The 13,920-nt window shown below is 64.5% G+C and carries 16 protein-coding genes; 9 read left to right on the forward strand and 7 right to left on the reverse strand.

All coding sequences use genetic code 11. From position 1 onward, the window contains the following. Positions 1-5 precede the first annotated feature (5 nt). Positions 6-1,082, reverse strand: a complete 1,077-nt coding sequence (locus tag BN69_RS17690; RefSeq protein ID WP_014893023.1) for a YcjF family protein — start codon at positions 1,080-1,082, stop codon at positions 6-8. Between the two features lie 231 nt (positions 1,083-1,313). Between BN69_RS17690 and plsY the strand changes: the two genes are divergently transcribed. Both plsY and dprA read left to right on the forward strand, forming a co-directional pair. Beyond that, positions 1,314-1,907, forward strand: coding sequence for a glycerol-3-phosphate 1-O-acyltransferase PlsY (gene plsY, locus BN69_RS17695; protein ID WP_014893024.1), 594 nt, complete (start codon positions 1,314-1,316; stop codon positions 1,905-1,907). Continuing rightward, a complete protein-coding gene (gene dprA / locus BN69_RS17700) occupies positions 1,904-3,172 on the forward strand; it encodes a DNA-processing protein DprA (RefSeq protein ID WP_014893025.1) in 1,269 nt (422 codons plus the stop codon). Before plsY ends, dprA begins: the two co-directional genes overlap by 4 nt. A 1-nt stretch (position 3,173) precedes the next feature. Here the strand turns inward: dprA and BN69_RS17705 are convergent, their stop codons facing one another. Continuing rightward, on the reverse strand, positions 3,174-3,419 hold the full coding sequence (locus BN69_RS17705; protein ID WP_014893026.1) for a hypothetical protein: 246 nt from the start codon (positions 3,417-3,419) through the stop codon (positions 3,174-3,176). Positions 3,420-3,556: 137 nt separating this feature from the next. Further along, a complete protein-coding gene (ruvX, locus tag BN69_RS17710; protein ID WP_014893027.1) occupies positions 3,557-4,021 on the reverse strand; it encodes a Holliday junction resolvase RuvX in 465 nt (154 codons plus the stop codon). A gap of 153 nt (positions 4,022-4,174) precedes the next feature. On the opposite strand from ruvX, the gene gatC reads away from it, so the two are divergent. The 3 genes from gatC (at position 4,175) to BN69_RS18595 (ending at position 6,413) form a co-directional block, all read left to right on the forward strand. Next, positions 4,175-4,462: an Asp-tRNA(Asn)/Glu-tRNA(Gln) amidotransferase subunit GatC gene (gatC, locus tag BN69_RS17715; RefSeq protein WP_014893028.1), complete on the forward strand. Its 288-nt coding sequence runs from the start codon at positions 4,175-4,177 to the stop codon at positions 4,460-4,462. A gap of 77 nt (positions 4,463-4,539) precedes the next feature. Then, on the forward strand, positions 4,540-6,030 hold the full coding sequence (gene gatA / locus BN69_RS17720) for an Asp-tRNA(Asn)/Glu-tRNA(Gln) amidotransferase subunit GatA (RefSeq protein WP_014893029.1): 1,491 nt from the start codon (positions 4,540-4,542) through the stop codon (positions 6,028-6,030). Then, positions 6,030-6,413 carry a chorismate mutase gene (locus tag BN69_RS18595; protein ID WP_244434990.1) on the forward strand — a complete coding sequence of 128 codons (384 nt, stop codon included), beginning with the start codon at positions 6,030-6,032 and terminating at the stop codon, positions 6,411-6,413. The genes gatA and BN69_RS18595 overlap by 1 nt, the downstream gene beginning before the upstream one ends. On the opposite strand, the gene BN69_RS17730 is transcribed toward BN69_RS18595, so the two are convergent. Further along, on the reverse strand, positions 6,380-6,712 hold the full coding sequence (locus tag BN69_RS17730) for a hypothetical protein (RefSeq protein WP_014893031.1): 333 nt from the start codon (positions 6,710-6,712) through the stop codon (positions 6,380-6,382). The genes BN69_RS18595 and BN69_RS17730 overlap by 34 nt on opposite strands. A gap of 86 nt (positions 6,713-6,798) precedes the next feature. On the opposite strand from BN69_RS17730, the gene gatB reads away from it, so the two are divergent. Continuing rightward, the gene (gene gatB / locus BN69_RS17735) at positions 6,799-8,268 is read left to right on the forward strand and encodes an Asp-tRNA(Asn)/Glu-tRNA(Gln) amidotransferase subunit GatB (RefSeq protein ID WP_014893032.1); all 1,470 of its coding nucleotides are present in this window, start codon (positions 6,799-6,801) and stop codon (positions 8,266-8,268) included. 1,132 nt (positions 8,269-9,400) lie between these two features. On the opposite strand, the gene BN69_RS17750 is transcribed toward gatB, so the two are convergent. Continuing rightward, positions 9,401-9,754 carry a hypothetical protein gene (locus BN69_RS17750; protein ID WP_148277168.1) on the reverse strand — a complete coding sequence of 118 codons (354 nt, stop codon included), beginning with the start codon at positions 9,752-9,754 and terminating at the stop codon, positions 9,401-9,403. 248 nt (positions 9,755-10,002) lie between these two features. Between BN69_RS17750 and hemB the strand changes: the two genes are divergently transcribed. Beyond that, positions 10,003-11,028: a porphobilinogen synthase gene (gene hemB, locus BN69_RS17755; RefSeq protein ID WP_014893036.1), complete on the forward strand. Its 1,026-nt coding sequence runs from the start codon at positions 10,003-10,005 to the stop codon at positions 11,026-11,028. 29 nt (positions 11,029-11,057) lie between these two features. Here the strand turns inward: hemB and BN69_RS17760 are convergent, their stop codons facing one another. Continuing rightward, the gene (locus BN69_RS17760; RefSeq protein WP_014893037.1) at positions 11,058-11,498 is read right to left on the reverse strand and encodes a PA2169 family four-helix-bundle protein; all 441 of its coding nucleotides are present in this window, start codon (positions 11,496-11,498) and stop codon (positions 11,058-11,060) included. A gap of 229 nt (positions 11,499-11,727) precedes the next feature. Between BN69_RS17760 and BN69_RS17765 the strand changes: the two genes are divergently transcribed. Beyond that, complete coding sequence (locus BN69_RS17765; protein ID WP_014893038.1) at positions 11,728-12,147, forward strand: DUF1036 domain-containing protein; 420 nt, start codon at positions 11,728-11,730, stop codon at positions 12,145-12,147. Positions 12,148-12,170: 23 nt separating this feature from the next. Further along, entirely contained in the window at positions 12,171-13,613 is a 1,443-nt protein-coding gene (gene pyk, locus BN69_RS17770; protein WP_014893039.1) for a pyruvate kinase, read from the forward strand. Here the strand turns inward: pyk and BN69_RS17775 are convergent. After that, positions 13,610-13,822: a cold-shock protein gene (locus BN69_RS17775; protein ID WP_014893040.1), complete on the reverse strand. Its 213-nt coding sequence runs from the start codon at positions 13,820-13,822 to the stop codon at positions 13,610-13,612. The two genes, pyk and BN69_RS17775, sit on opposite strands and share 4 nt — an antisense overlap. Positions 13,823-13,920: the final 98 nt, after the last annotated feature.

Genomic DNA, 13,920 nt, shown 5'->3' on the forward strand with positions numbered 1-13,920 from the left:
GCGGATCAGCTCTTGGTCTTGTCGCCGAAGAGGAAAGGCGCGACGTCCCTGACGCCCGGCTGCTTCTCGGCGATGAAGGGCGTCGGTCGGCAGACGGCCATGGCGGAAAGGCCGACTCGCGCGGTGAGAAGGCCATTCAATACGCCTTCGCCGAGCTTTGCCGAAATGCGTGCGGCGATGCCGTGGCCGAGCGCCTGCTGAAGGATAGAATCGCCGACCGCCACGCCGCCGGTGATCGCGAGATGCGCGCCGACCGAGCGGGCCAGCTTGAAGAAACCGAGCAGTCCCGGCTTGCCGCCGTAAATCTCCGCGATTTTTCGCATCAGCACGATCGCCTGGCCGACGACGAAAAGAACGTCCAGCAGCGCGCGCGGGCTGATCGCCGTGACGACGGACACGCGTTTGGCGGCGCCGGCGATCTCGCGCCGCGCTTCTTCGTCCAGGGGCGCGACGAGATTACGTTCGGCGAGCGTGATCAGATCACGTCCGTCGATGATCCGTTTCAAATAGTCGTTGAGCAGCGCGCGCGCCCGGCCGGTGTCCGGACGATCTTCATAGAGCTTGCAAAGTTCGCCGACGCGCTCGCGCGCAGCCTTGCCGTCATCGCTCGCATGCGCCTCGGCCAGCGCGGCATGTAGCTTGGCGATACGATTCTGCCGGCCGATGGCGCGAAACTCGCGCGTGATGGAGATGAGGGCGGCGACGGCGGCGAGACCCGCAAGGCTCAATCCCACCATGCCGAGAAGAGCGGAGCGCTGGAACAGGTCTTCGACGAACCCCCATATCCAGAGCGTGAAGGCCAGCGACATAAGCCCGCTGACCGCCGACAAAAAGACGCCGCCCCATGAGAAAACGTAGCGGCGCAGCATGCCGTCGGCCTGCGCCGCTTCGACGGCGGCCTCATCGCCGGTCAGGCCGTCCGCGAACTGGGCGGCCTCGAGCGCGAAAGCGTCGAATTCCGCTTCGACGACCTCGATAGACGGCCTCCCGGCGTCGTCGGTCTGCGTCGTCGGCTTGGCGGTGACCGTCTGGTCGCCTTCGAGGCGAAAAGCCCGTGGGCGCGGCCTGCGTTGCTCAGTCATTTTATTCCTGATTTTGGCCTTCTTACCGCCTCGCGTCCGAAAATGCGACGCGCGGATGTGTCGCCCGAGCCTCCAGAGAGCGATTTCAATTAAAAAAGGCGCCCACAAGGCCTCGACGGCCGTCCTGAAATATAGGCGGGCGTCGCGGCTGAAAACGCTTATTGCGGCGCGATAGCGCCTCCTTTAGCATCCTGCGGCCTTTCGCTGTCGAGAAGTATCGCGTTTTCACAGATGAACTCCATCCTTTACGACATCGTCGCCCTTGCGATCGGCTATTTGCTGGGCTCCATTCCCTTCGGTCTCCTGCTCACGCGCCTTGCGGGCACGACGGATCTGCGCGCGATTGGCTCCGGCAATATCGGCGCAACCAATGTGTTGCGCACCGGTCGAAAGGATCTCGCCGCGGCGACGCTGCTGCTGGACGGGCTGAAAGGCGCGGCGGCGGCGCTCATCGGCGCCTCGCTTTCGCCCGAAGGGGGCGTGATCGCCGGGCTTGCAGCGTTCATCGGCCATGTCGCGCCGGTCTGGCTGCAGTTTAAGGGCGGAAAGGGCGTCGCGACGTTCCTTGGCGTGCTCTTCGGGCTGAGCTGGCCGACGGCGTTGATTTTCTGCGCCGTCTGGCTGTCGGCGGCGGCGCTGTGGCGTTACTCGTCGCTCGGCGCGCTGACCGCGAGCGCGGCGGCGCCAGTGGTCCTGTTCATGCTCGGGCACGGCGGCGAAGCCTTCGCCGTCGCGGCGATGGCCGCAATCGTCTTCTACCGGCATCGAGAGAACATCGCCCGTCTGCGCGCCGGCACTGAAACGCGCATAGGGCAGAAGGCGTGACCGAGGCGTCGCCAGGTCGGCTGAGCGAGGAGCAGCTCGTCGACTGGCTGAGGCTCATCCGCAGCGAAAATGTCGGACCGCGCACATTCAGGCAGCTCATCAATCGTTTCGGCGGCGCCGGCGCGGCGTTGGACGCGCTGCCGTCCCTCGCCGCGCGGTCCCTGCGCGGTCGGACCATCCGCATCGCCACCCGCGAGGAAGCGCTGCGCGAGATCGAGGCGGCGGGCGCGCTCGGCGTTCGCTTCGCCACCACGGGCGATCCGGACTATCCGCCGCTGCTGCGGGAAATCGCCGATGCGCCGCCGCTGATCGCAATGCGCGGCGTTTCCTGGACGGCGCAGCGCGACGGCGTGGCGATTGTCGGTTCGCGCAACGCTTCGGCCGCAGGTCTCGCCTTCGCCGAACGGCTCGCGCGCAGCCTCGCGCTTGAGAATTACGTCGTCGTCTCAGGCCTCGCGCGCGGCATCGACGCCGTCGCGCATCGCGCTACGCTCGATACGGGCACGATCGCCGTGCTCGCCGGCGGCCATGCGCGACCGTATCCGGCCGAGCATGCGCGTCTCGTCGAAGAGATCGCCGAGAGGGGATTGATCGTCTCTGAAATGCCGCTCGAATGGGAGCCGCGCGGCCGCGATTTTCCGCGCCGAAATCGCATTATTTCCGGGCTGAGCCGCGGGACCATCGTCGTCGAGGCGGCGCGGCGTTCCGGCTCGCTGATTACGGCGCGTTTCGCCAACGAGCAGGGGCGAGAGGTCTTCGCCGTTCCGGGTTCGCCGCTGGATCCGCGCGCCGAAGGCGTCAACGATCTCATTCGCCAAGGCGCGACATTGTGCGCGCGCCCCGAGGACGTGATTTCGGTGCTTGCCGAAAACGCGGGGACCGCGCCGCGCAAGACTCTCTTTGACGACGACTCTCTCGAAGGACAGGATCCTCTGATCGACGAACTGGATCTTTTCGCCGGCCTCGACGGTTCGGCGTTCGAGGAAAGAGCCGCTCCCAAACAATTCTCGCCGCCGAGCGCGCCAGCAGACTACGTCGCCGATCTTGACGCGCGCCCGCGAGGCGACGAGTCGCCGCAGCGCGACGCGCATGCGGTCATCCTGTCCCTGCTCGGGCCTGCGCCGATCGCGATCGACGATCTCATCCGCGTCGCCGGATTGACGGCGCGCGAGGTGCAGGGAGTCCTCATTGAGCTCGACATTGAGGGGCGCTTGCAGCGTCATGGCGCGAACAGCGTTTCCCTCATATTCAACTATAAATTGTAAATCAAGCCGAGCGATCGATGGAATAGCCGCCAAGCTCGCGGGCCCGCATGTCCGCCTCGGCGCGGGCGAGGTTCAAGAAATAGCAGAGCATGGGCATGTCGCAGCGGCTGGCGAGTTTCGCCATTTCGTCTGACATATCAGCGATGTATGACGCGATTGACGCCGCTTCCTCATTGGCTTTGGCACTCTCCGCGGTCGTTCCAGGGGTCTCGCTGCAATCTTTCTTGGAACCATCCGGCCGGGGCATCGCTGTCAGTCTCCACGGACCACGAGGCAGGTTAAAAATAGGGTAAACATCAGACTTTCTTATATTTTTCTTCCATTACGCCTATCCCGTGTCAAGAACAAAATTCTACCAAAAGTTGTAATGCAGCGATCAGGCCACTACAGACGTTTCAACCGGTCGAGCGCGCCCTGCAGGATATAGGCGGCCGCCATTCGGTCGACGACTTCGGCCCGTTTGGCGCGCGAGGCGTTCTGCGCGATCAATTCGCGCGTTACGGCCGCGGTCGACAGGCGCTCGTCCCAGAAGGCGAAAGGCAGCGACGCGAGCTTCGAAAGATTGCGCATGAAGGCGCGCGTCGCCTGCGCGCGCGGCCCTTCGGTGCCGTCCATATTGAGCGGCAGCCCGACGACCAGCGCGCAAATATCGAAATCGGCCGCGCGGTTGAGCAAGGCGGCGGCGTCCTGAGAAAACTTCACTCGCCCGATCGTATCGAGCGGCGACGCGAGCCGCCGCTCGACGTCTGAAAGCGCCAATCCGATGGTTTTGGTCCCGAGATCCAATCCCATCAGCCGGCCCTTCGGCGGCAGAAGCGCCGCCAGTTCTTCAAGGGTCGTCGCGCGCATGGTCACCGCGATTGGGCTAGCACGCCGTGGCCGTTTCGCATACTCAACTGGCCCCGCGCGTCCGCTTTTTCCCTCCGCGATCGCCTCGCAACATTGCGCCGCGAAAGGCCAGGCGCTATAGCGCCCGTCGAGACCTTTCTTGCGGAGCCCTAGATGTCCGTTGATTCCGCGACCGTCCGCCGGATCGCCCATCTCTCGCGCATCGCCATCGAGGACAGCGAGGTCGAGCGCCTTCGTGGCGAACTCAACGCCATCCTGGCTTTCGTGGAGACGCTGAGCGAGGTCGATGTCGACGGGGTCGAACCGTTGACCTCCGCTTTGCCGATGCAAATGAAGAAGCGCGCCGACGTCGTGACCGACGGCGGCATCGCTGACGAGATTCTCGCCAACGCGCCTTTGCGAGAGGATCATTATTTCGTCGTGCCCAAGGTGATCGAATAGCGCGTGTCGCGCCGGCGCCGGCATGCGGCGGCCTCAGATATGCCGCGCATGCGGCGGCCTCAGATATAAAGGGACAAATGTCCGACCCTACGCATCTTTCATTGGCCGAGGCGCGCGACGCTCTCAAATCCAAACAGCTCTCCGCCGTTGAACTGGCGCAGGCGCACATCGACGCAATCAGCAAATCGCGCGCGCTGAATTGCTTCATCACGGAGACGCCGGAACGCGCGCTGGCGCAGGCGCAGGCGAGCGACGCCCGCATCGCTAGCGGCGACGCGCGCCCGCTCGAGGGTCTGCCGCTCGGCATAAAGGATCTCTATTGCTCCAAAGACGTGCGCACGACGGCGGGAAGTCGAATTCTCGACGGCTTCACGCCGACATATGAATCGACGGTCTCGGCAAATCTGCTGCGCGACGGCGCGGCGATGCTCGGCAAGCTCAATCTCGACGAATTCGCGATGGGGTCGTCGAACGAAACGAGCGCCTTCGGCCCCGTTGTTTCGCCATGGCGCCGCGCCGCCGATCCCGACGCCAAGATCGTGCCGGGCGGTTCTTCGGGGGGCTCGTCGTCGGCGGTGGCCGCGCGTCTTTGCCTTGGCGCCACGGCGACGGATACAGGCGGCTCGATCCGCCAGCCCGCCGCCTTCACGGGAACTGTCGGCGTCAAGCCGACCTATGGCCGCTGCTCGCGCTGGGGCATCGTCGCCTTCGCCTCGTCGCTGGATCAGGCGGGTCCGATCACGCGCACCGTGCGCGACGCGGCGATCATGCTCAAGTCGATGGCCGGCCACGATCCGAAAGACACGACCAGCGTCGACGCGCCTGTGCCCGACTATGAAGCCGCCGTCGGCGCCTCGGTAAAGGGACGCCGCATCGGCGTGCCGAAGGAATATCGCATCGATGGCATGTCGGCGGAGATCGCCGCTTTATGGGATCGAGGCGCCGCTTGGCTGAAGGACGCGGGCGCGGAGATCGTTGAAATCTCCCTGCCGCATACGCGCTACGCCTTGCCGACATATTACATTATCGCGCCGGCTGAAGCCTCGTCCAATCTCGCGCGCTATGATGGCGTGCGGTACGGGTGTCGCGAGCAGGGCCGCGACGTCAGCGAAATGTACGAGAAGACGCGCGCAGCGGGCTTTGGTCCGGAGGTGCGGCGGCGCATCATGATCGGCACTTATGTGCTCTCCGCCGGCTATTACGACGCCTATTACGTCCGTGCGCAGAAAGTCCGCAGCCTGATCAAGCGCGACTTCGACGAAGCCTTCGCGTCCGGCGTCGACGCCGTCCTGACGCCGGCGACGCCGTCGACCGCCTTCGCGTTGGGAGAGAAGGGCTCGGCCGATCCTGTCGAAATGTATCTCAACGACGTGTTCACCGTTACGGTGAACATGGCCGGTCTTCCCGGCGTCGCCGTTCCGGGCGGCCTCGCGGCGAATGGCTTGCCGCTCGGGTTGCAGCTCATCGGCAAAGCATTCGACGAAGAGACGCTGTTCTCTCTTGCTGCGGCGATCGAACAGGCGGCGCCCAAGATCGAACTTCCGCAGCCATGGTGGCGCGAGGGCTGATGATGACGACGCCGAGCGCTGAAAAGGACATTGCGGAGCGCCCGCAGCAAGCGCTGCAGGATGAAATGTCCGACGTGCGTCGCTTGATCGACGAGCTGGACGAAGAGCTTGTGGCGCTGCTGGCAAAGCGCCAGCGACAGATCGAGCGGGCCGCACGGATCAAACCCGCGCTGGGAATCCCCGCCAATGTGCCCGAGCGCGTCGAGGAAGTGTTGGCGCATGTGCTTGGCGCCGCGCGCCGCGAAGGACTGTCGGTCGAGGTCGCGATGACCTTGTGGCGCGCGCTGATCGACTGGTCGATCCAGTACGAAGAGCGGCTGATGGACGCGCGCGCGCTAAAGGGCGTCTCTCAAGGATCGGCGGACGGCGACCGCTCTTCCTGATCGCCCTCGGGGGCTTTTCTCCTGACGCGGACGAAACCGTTGCGGATCGACCAGCGGAGGAACTTCAGCGACCACCAATGGAAGCGTCGCGACAGCCTGTGAGCGCCCGGAGAGTGCGGGGCGAGGATCGCAAGGCCCAAGGGGAACATCCACACCCCGAAGACGGGAAGCGGCGCAAGAATGGTTCCGCCGAGGATCAGGCCGACGCCCACAGGGATGCTCACATAGCGGGGTGCGCCGCGCATGCGGGCGATGAGGCCTTTTCGGCGGCTGTCCTCAGAATTGCGCTCCGTGGCCATCTCGCCCGTTCCCTCTGCTGCGCGCCGGCCGTTCCGCTCTTGCGAAGCGTGGTTTATATGGAAGGGATAGGTTTAGCGAGGCGGATATGACGACACAGGCGGCTCCCAACAAGCTCATCAGCGGCGCAACCGGCGACTGGGAAGTCGTGATCGGCATGGAGATACATGCGCAGGTGACGAGCAACGCCAAGCTCTTCTCCGGCGCCTCCGCGGAGTATGGCGGCGCCCCGAACGATCACGTCTCCCTGGTCGATGCGGCCATGCCGGGCATGCTGCCGGTCATCAACGAGGAATGCGTCAAACAGGCGATCCGCACAGGTCTCGGCTTAGAGGCCAAGATCAACCTGCGTTCGGTTTTCGACCGCAAGAACTATTTCTATCCCGACCTGCCGCAGGGCTACCAGATCTCTCAGTATAAGCACCCGATCGTCGGCGAAGGCGCGGTGATCGTCGACGTATCGCCCAGCGAGCGCATCACCGTGGGCATCGAGCGTCTGCATCTCGAGCAGGACGCCGGCAAGTCGCTGCATGATCTTTCGGCGACCGAAAGCCACGTCGATCTCAATCGCAGCGGCGTCGCGCTCATGGAGATCGTCTCCAAGCCCGACCTGCGTTCGGCTGAGGAGGCGCGCGCCTATGTTTCGAAGCTGCGGACCATCCTGCGCTACATCGGCTCCTGCGACGGCAACATGGAGCAGGGTTCGCTGCGCGCCGACGTCAACGTCTCCGTGCGCCGCCCCGGCGCGCCGCTCGGCACGCGCTGCGAAATCAAGAACGTCAACTCCATCCGCTTTATTGGCCAGGCCATTGAAGTCGAGGCGCGCCGTCAGATCGGGATTCTCGAGGACGGCGGTAAGATCAATCAGGAAACGCGGCTGTTCGATCCAGGGAGGGGAGAGACGCGCTCGATGCGCTCCAAGGAGGAAGCGCATGACTACCGGTACTTCCCCGATCCGGATCTGCTGCCGCTCGAATTCGACCAGCCCTATGTCGACGCGCTGAGGGCGCAGTTGCCGGAGCTGCCCGACGCCAAGCGCGCGCGCTTCATCGAACAATATGGCCTGCCGCCGTACGACGCCGGCGTGCTGGTGATGGAGCGCGCGGCCGCCGACTATTTCGAGCAGACGGCGAAGGGACGCGACGCCAAGCTTGCGGCCAACTGGGTGATCAACGAGTTGTTCGGCCGTCTGAACAAGGAGGGGCTCGACGTCACGCGCTCGCCCGTGTCGTCGCAGGCTTTGGGCGCGATCATCGATCTCATTTCGCAGAATGTTATTTCGGGCAAGATCGCCAAGGATCTTTTCGAGATCGTCTGGACGGAAGGCGGCGACCCCAAGGAGATCGTCGAAGCGCGCGGCATGAAGCAGGTGACGGACACGGGCGCCATCGAAGCCGCCATCGACGCCGTCATCGCCGCCAACCCCGACAAGGCGGAGCAGGCGAAGGCGAAGCCGACGATGCTCGGCTGGTTCGTCGGACAGGTGATGAAGCAGACGGGCGGGAAGGCGAATCCGCAGGCGGTGAACGAGCTGCTCAAGTGCAAGTTGGGCGTCTGACGCGCGTCCGTTCGTCGAAAAAACGAATCAGTTCACGACTTGCGCTGCGCGATTCTTCTCCCCGCGCCGCTGTCGCGCGCCAATTTTTTTGATCCGATCGCGCTGACCACAATTTTTTTTTCTCTCCGAATGCGCGACCTCGCGCGCGCCGCGAAAGCGCGCGAGGTCGGCGCCGCTCGACGTTTTCCGTCTCTCCGCCGGCGTCGAGTCGCCCGACCGCGACAGGCGCATTCCGCAATTTTTTATCGTGTCGCGACATAATGCGTCGCGGTCGATCTCGGGCAGCGCGCGCGCATCGCAACTTTTCGCGGATACAAAAGCAAATCAAGTAATTGAACAACAGGCGCGACTTGCGCCACAGCGTGGGCCGCATGTCTGGAGGCCTTCTCGGAACACATGTCGCCAACCGATTCCGCGCACCGATCGTCGTCAATAAAACGCGCGGCGCAAACCTGTCGCGATAGTCTCGCGGAAGCGTTTGCAAAGCAGCTTCACGATCATTTTGCTTGTCGCGCGACAGCGCTCAACATGCCTCGTCATGCGTTGCGTTGATCACTTCTGCGCGCGCAGCACTTGAACGACTGCTTAACCGCGTTACGCTATTTGCGCGTATTGTCGGTGGACCATAGTTCCGGCAATTCGGATCAAGGGGACTTATTATGGCGAGAGCTACAATGAAGCGTAAGCCGGCCAAGAAGGCTGCGGCGAAGAAAGGTGCGCGTAAAACCGCAAGGAAGGCAGCGACGAAGAAGTCAGCGGCCAAGAAGGGCGCCCGCAAGGCTACGCGAAAGTCCGCTGCGAAAAAGACGACCCGCAAGGGCGTCCGCAAGGTGGCGACGAAAAAGCGCGGCGCTGTAAAAAAGGCCGGCGTCAAGAAGACCGCGCGCAAGGCGACCGCGAAGAAGCGCACTCCGCGCAAGGCGAAAACGCCAACCCCGCCAGCCGCGCCAGTGACCGCGTAAGTCGAAGCGCCTCGCATGCGCGATCGGTCTTTCGCGCCACTGCGGCAGCGCTTCACGCACTCATCGCCCGGGGGCGCGCGTCCAGTGAGACGCATCCCGGGCGATAGCAGTGTCCAGCTCACTGCATTTTCTGCGCGACGCGTCCGGCGCGCGCCAGCCGTTAGCGGCGCCTAGCGCGTCAGGCATTCCGTCGCGAAATCGCGCCACATCGGCAAACCCTCTTTCGACTCGCGTTTCATCCTGTCCCATTCCTCGGCGCAGGCCCGCATCTTCTCGCGCGGCGCGCGGGGGAGAGTCGGCGGCGGCTGGCTGATGTCGACCGGCGGCGGCGTTTGCGGCGGCGACAGCGCGTCGACGCCAGCGGCCGGCGGAGTTTGCGGAGCGGGCTTCGCGCTCGGCGTCGGCGATACGACCGTTGCCGGCCGCGTTGCGCGGGGCTGCCGCGCCGGCGGTCGCCCAACCTCCTGCGGAGGCGAGGGGGTTCTTTGCTTTTGCTGCGCCGGGCGGGCTCGCACCGGCGGCATTGGCGTCGCCGGCTTGATCTGTGCGAGTGATGCGCTCGCAGCGAAAAGGGCGCCGGCGGCGATCGCCGACGCGCCCGCCAAGCGGCTCAGAGAAGAGTTGCGCGAGCCGATTTTCAATGGTTTTTCCTCGCGCAAGCGCACTGGGCCGTCGATCCTCTATAGCCTGAAGTCCGTTCGCCTCGAAACCGGATGACGGCGACGGCCTCAGGAGGGCGCATGTCCGCGCGCAGAGAGGGAGCGAAGGCGCCATGAACGATGCACGAAAGCCCGTCGAAGCAGCCGCGCGGCTGAGCTTGCTACAGCGCCCGCGTCGAAACCGGAAGAGCGAATGGGCGCGCCGTCTCGTCAGGGAAAACACGCTTGAGGTCGCGGACCTCATCTGGCCTCTGTTTCTGATCGACGGGGCGGATCGACGCGAGCCCGTATCCTCGATGCCGGGCGTGTTCCGTCACTCGGTCGACGCGGCGGTCGAAGCCATCGCGGAGGCGGCCGCGCTTGGCGTGCCCGCTGTTGCGCTCTTCCCTTATACCGATCCGGATTTGCGCGACGAAATCGCGAGCGCGGCGCTCGATCCCGAGAATCTCGTCTGCCGCGCCTGCCGGGCGATCAAGAGCGCCGTTCCCGACATCGGCCTCATCACCGATGTCGCGCTCGATCCTTACACGAGCCATGGGCACGACGGCCTTCTCGTCGGCGACGAGATCGTCAACGACGCCACGGTCGCCGTGCTGGCGCGGCAGGCGGTCGCCCAGGCGCGCGCAGGCGCGGACGTCATTGCGCCCTCGGATATGATGGATGGACGCGTCGAAGCGATCCGCAACGCGCTCGACGCCGAGGGTTTCGAGAACGTGCAGATCATGAGCTACGCCGCGAAATATGCGTCGGCGTTTTACGGGCCGTTCCGCGACGCAATCGGCACGAGCAAGACGCTGAGAGGGGACAAGCGCACCTATCAGATGGATCCGGCCAATTCCGACGAAGCGCTGCGCGAGGTGGGTCTCGACCTGGAGCAGGGCGCCGATATGGTGATGGTGAAGCCCGGCATGCCCTATCTGGATATCGTGCGACGCGTCGTCGACGTCTACCGGGCGCCGACATTCGCCTATCAGGTGTCGGGCGAATACGCGATGATCGCCGCCGCCGCGCAAAACGGCTGGATCGACGGCGAACGCGCCATGCTCGAAAGCCTACTCGCCTTCAAGCGCGCCGGCGCCTCGGGCGTCCTGACCTATTTCGCCCTCAGCGCGGCGCGGGCGCTGCAAGGAAGAAAGTGACGCGCGCGTCACTTTCTTCAAAAGGATCGTCACGCGGCGTCGCGCAGGCTGCGCACGCGGTCGTGATTCTCCTTCACGCCCTGATACTGGCGCTGGACCATCGATCGGATCTCCGGAGGGAGAGGCTGCGCTATGGCCTGCTGATAGGCGTCCTTGGCGGCGTCTTCGCCGCGCTCGACCTCCTCCAGCACCGCCTGTTCCGAACGGCTCGTCAGGGCGGCCTTCAGATTTGTCCAAGCCCGGTGCATGGCGCCGGTCATGGAGCCGCTCTTCGAAGGTTCGCCGCCCAAGCTGACGATCTTCGATTCGAGTTCCCTCGCGCCTTCGGCGCAGCGCGCGGCCGCCGTTCGAAACACAGTCTTTAGCGTCGGATTTTCGACGTCTTCGGCCGCGGCCAGAAACCCTTGCTCGCCGTCACGACTGATTTCGGCAAGCTCATTCAGCGTGGTGATGACTTCGGACTTTTCCATTTTCCTGCCTCCCGAGGACGCAAGCGCGTACGGGTCCTAAACATTAAGCCGATTGCTTTGTTCCGGCCGATTGCAGGGCGGGCGCGTCGGTAGGGCGGGCGGCGCGGCGAGACTCCGACGCCGCGGGGTGGACAAAGACTCGCAAGCATGGTTTGCAGGACCGCCCGCTGCGCCGCTTGCGCGCGCGTCGGCGAGCTATCTTCAGCCCCCTCCAGGCCTCGCTAAAGATATGATTCAACGCGCCGTTCTTGTTGCCGCTCTAACCTTTTGCGCCGCCGGGTCGGCCCGAGCGGATTTTCGTCTGTGCAACAACACGAGCGCGCGCGTCAGCGTCGCCATCGCTTACACCGACGGGCGCAACTGGTTGTCGGAGGGGTGGTGGAACCTTCGGCCGAGCGTTTGCGAAACGCTTCTGCGCGGTCCGCTCGCCGCCCAATATTATTATGTCTACGCGATGGACGAGCGCGGCGGCGAGTGGAAGGGTAAGGCGTTCATGTGCACGCGTGATCGGGAATTCCGCATCGACGGCAGAGAGGACTGTTTCGCGCGCGGTTTTGATCGAACCGGATTTTTCGAAATCGACACGGGACGGGACGCGAAGAGCTGGACGGTTCAGCTCACTGACCCCAACGCCGCGCCCGCGCAGTAACTCAATTCAGGAACGGCTTCATCATGAGAAGGTCGCGGCGCGTCAAAATTATCGCAACGCTTGGTCCGGCGACGGTCGACAAAGCGGTCATCGCGGGGCTCGTGCGCGCCGGCGCCGACGTTTTCCGCATCAACATGAGCCACACGGATCACGCCGGCCTCGCCAGCTACGTCCGGATCATCCGCGAAATCGAGAACGACATTTCGCGCGCGATCGCCGTCCTCGTCGATCTCCAGGGCCCGAAGCTGCGCATCGGCGCCTTCGAGGAAGGCTCGGTGCATTTGCGCAAGGGCGACGTCTTCGTCTTCGACAGCGATCCTAAACCCGGCGACGTCACGCGGGTGCGTCTGCCGCATCCCGAGATTTTAGCGGCGCTCAAGGTCAATGATTCCATCCTCATCGACGATGGCCGCGTGCGGCTGCATGTCGTCGAGACGTCGCCGGAGCGGGCGCACGCCGTGGTCGACGTCGCCGGCCGCCTCTCGAACCGCAAGGGCGTGAGCCTGCCCGATACGGAAATTCCCATCACCTCGATGACCAACAAGGATCGCGCCGATCTCGACGCCGCGCTCAAAGAGCGCGTTGACTGGGTGGCGATCTCCTTCGTCCAGCGTCCTGAAGACGTCCTTGAAGTGAAGCAGATCACGCAAGGCCGAGCGATGATCATGGCGAAGATCGAGAAGCCTCAGGCGATTTCGAGGCTCGAGGAGGTGATCGAAGTTTCTGACGCGCTGATGGTGGCGCGCGGCGACCTTGGCGTCGAAGTGCCGCTCGAGCGCGTCCCAGGACTTCAAAAACGCATCAACCGTTCGGCGCGACGGCTGGGCAAGCCGGTCGTCATCGCGACGCAGATGCTCGAGTCGATGATCCTGTCGCCCTTGCCGACGCGCGCCGAGGTGTCTGACGTCGCCACCGCCGTCTTTGAAGGCGCGGACGCCGTCATGCTCTCCGCCGAAAGCGCGGCGGGGCAATATCCGCACGAAGCCGTGGCCACCATGAGCCGGATCGCGGAAGAGGTCGAGACGGACGCGATCTACCGCTCGATTATCAACGCCCAGCGCGGCGAATTGCCCAATCCGACCTCAGCCGACGCCATCGCCGTCGCCGCCCGCGACGTGGCGCAAACGCTTCATTCGAAGGCGATCATCGCCTGGACGTCATCCGGCACGACGGCGCTGCGCATCGCCCGCGAACGGCCCCAGTCGCCAATTCTGGCGCTGACGCCGAAGCGCGACACCGCCCGTCGCCTGGCGCTCGTCTGGGGCGTGCACGCGCTGGAGACGCGCGACGCCGTCGATATTGAAGATATGGTGGGGCGCGCTTGCGAATATTCGGAGAGCGAGGGATTCGGCGGCCCTGGCGACCGGGTCATCATCGTCGCCGGCATGCCTTTCGGCACGCCGGGCGCAACAAACATGATCCGCATCGCGCATCTGGGCGAGCAGCGCCAAAGCGGCGAAGTCTAGTCCTGCAGCTGCAGCTTATCGGCGGAGGATCTGCCGCTCCGCTTGTCCACGACGAGTTCGTAGGAAACCTTCTGGCCTTCAGCGAGGCTGTCCAGGCCGGCGCGCTCGACGGCGCTGATGTGAACGAAGACGTCCTGGCCGCCGGCGTCCGGCTGAATGAAGCCGAAGCCCTTTTGTGCGTTGAACCACTTTACGGCGCCTGTCGGCATGGCTTTTCCTTTCAAAATAGCGGGAACGCTGCGGATCGCTGCGTTTTTCTCAGTCAATCGAAGCTTGGGAAGGGTCAGGCGCCGCGCGTCTTGAGACG

The organism is Methylocystis sp. SC2, assembly GCF_000304315.1.
Classification (GTDB): Bacteria; Pseudomonadota; Alphaproteobacteria; order Rhizobiales; family Beijerinckiaceae; genus Methylocystis.

Bases quoted from the DNA above. Each gene is read 5' to 3' on its own strand.
- BN69_RS17690 (WP_014893023.1), bottom strand. From the start codon at position 1,082: ATGACTGAGCAACGCAGGCCGCGCCCACGGGCTTTTCGCCTCGAAGGC.
- plsY (WP_014893024.1), top strand. From the start codon at position 1,314: ATGAACTCCATCCTTTACGACATCGTCGCCCTTGCGATCGGCTATTTG.
- BN69_RS17705 (WP_014893026.1), bottom strand. From the start codon at position 3,419: ATGCCCCGGCCGGATGGTTCCAAGAAAGATTGCAGCGAGACCCCTGGA.
- ruvX (WP_014893027.1), bottom strand. From the start codon at position 4,021: ATGCGCGCGACGACCCTTGAAGAACTGGCGGCGCTTCTGCCGCCGAAG.
- gatC (WP_014893028.1), top strand. From the start codon at position 4,175: ATGTCCGTTGATTCCGCGACCGTCCGCCGGATCGCCCATCTCTCGCGC.
- gatA (WP_014893029.1), top strand. From the start codon at position 4,540: ATGTCCGACCCTACGCATCTTTCATTGGCCGAGGCGCGCGACGCTCTC.
- BN69_RS18595 (WP_244434990.1), top strand. From the start codon at position 6,030: ATGATGACGACGCCGAGCGCTGAAAAGGACATTGCGGAGCGCCCGCAG.
- BN69_RS17730 (WP_014893031.1), bottom strand. From the start codon at position 6,712: ATGGCCACGGAGCGCAATTCTGAGGACAGCCGCCGAAAAGGCCTCATC.
- gatB (WP_014893032.1), top strand. From the start codon at position 6,799: ATGACGACACAGGCGGCTCCCAACAAGCTCATCAGCGGCGCAACCGGC.
- BN69_RS17750 (WP_148277168.1), bottom strand. From the start codon at position 9,754: ATGCCGCCGGTGCGAGCCCGCCCGGCGCAGCAAAAGCAAAGAACCCCC.
- hemB (WP_014893036.1), top strand. From the start codon at position 10,003: ATGAACGATGCACGAAAGCCCGTCGAAGCAGCCGCGCGGCTGAGCTTG.
- BN69_RS17760 (WP_014893037.1), bottom strand. From the start codon at position 11,498: ATGGAAAAGTCCGAAGTCATCACCACGCTGAATGAGCTTGCCGAAATC.
- BN69_RS17765 (WP_014893038.1), top strand. From the start codon at position 11,728: ATGATTCAACGCGCCGTTCTTGTTGCCGCTCTAACCTTTTGCGCCGCC.
- pyk (WP_014893039.1), top strand. From the start codon at position 12,171: ATGAGAAGGTCGCGGCGCGTCAAAATTATCGCAACGCTTGGTCCGGCG.
- BN69_RS17775 (WP_014893040.1), bottom strand. From the start codon at position 13,822: ATGCCGACAGGCGCCGTAAAGTGGTTCAACGCACAAAAGGGCTTCGGC.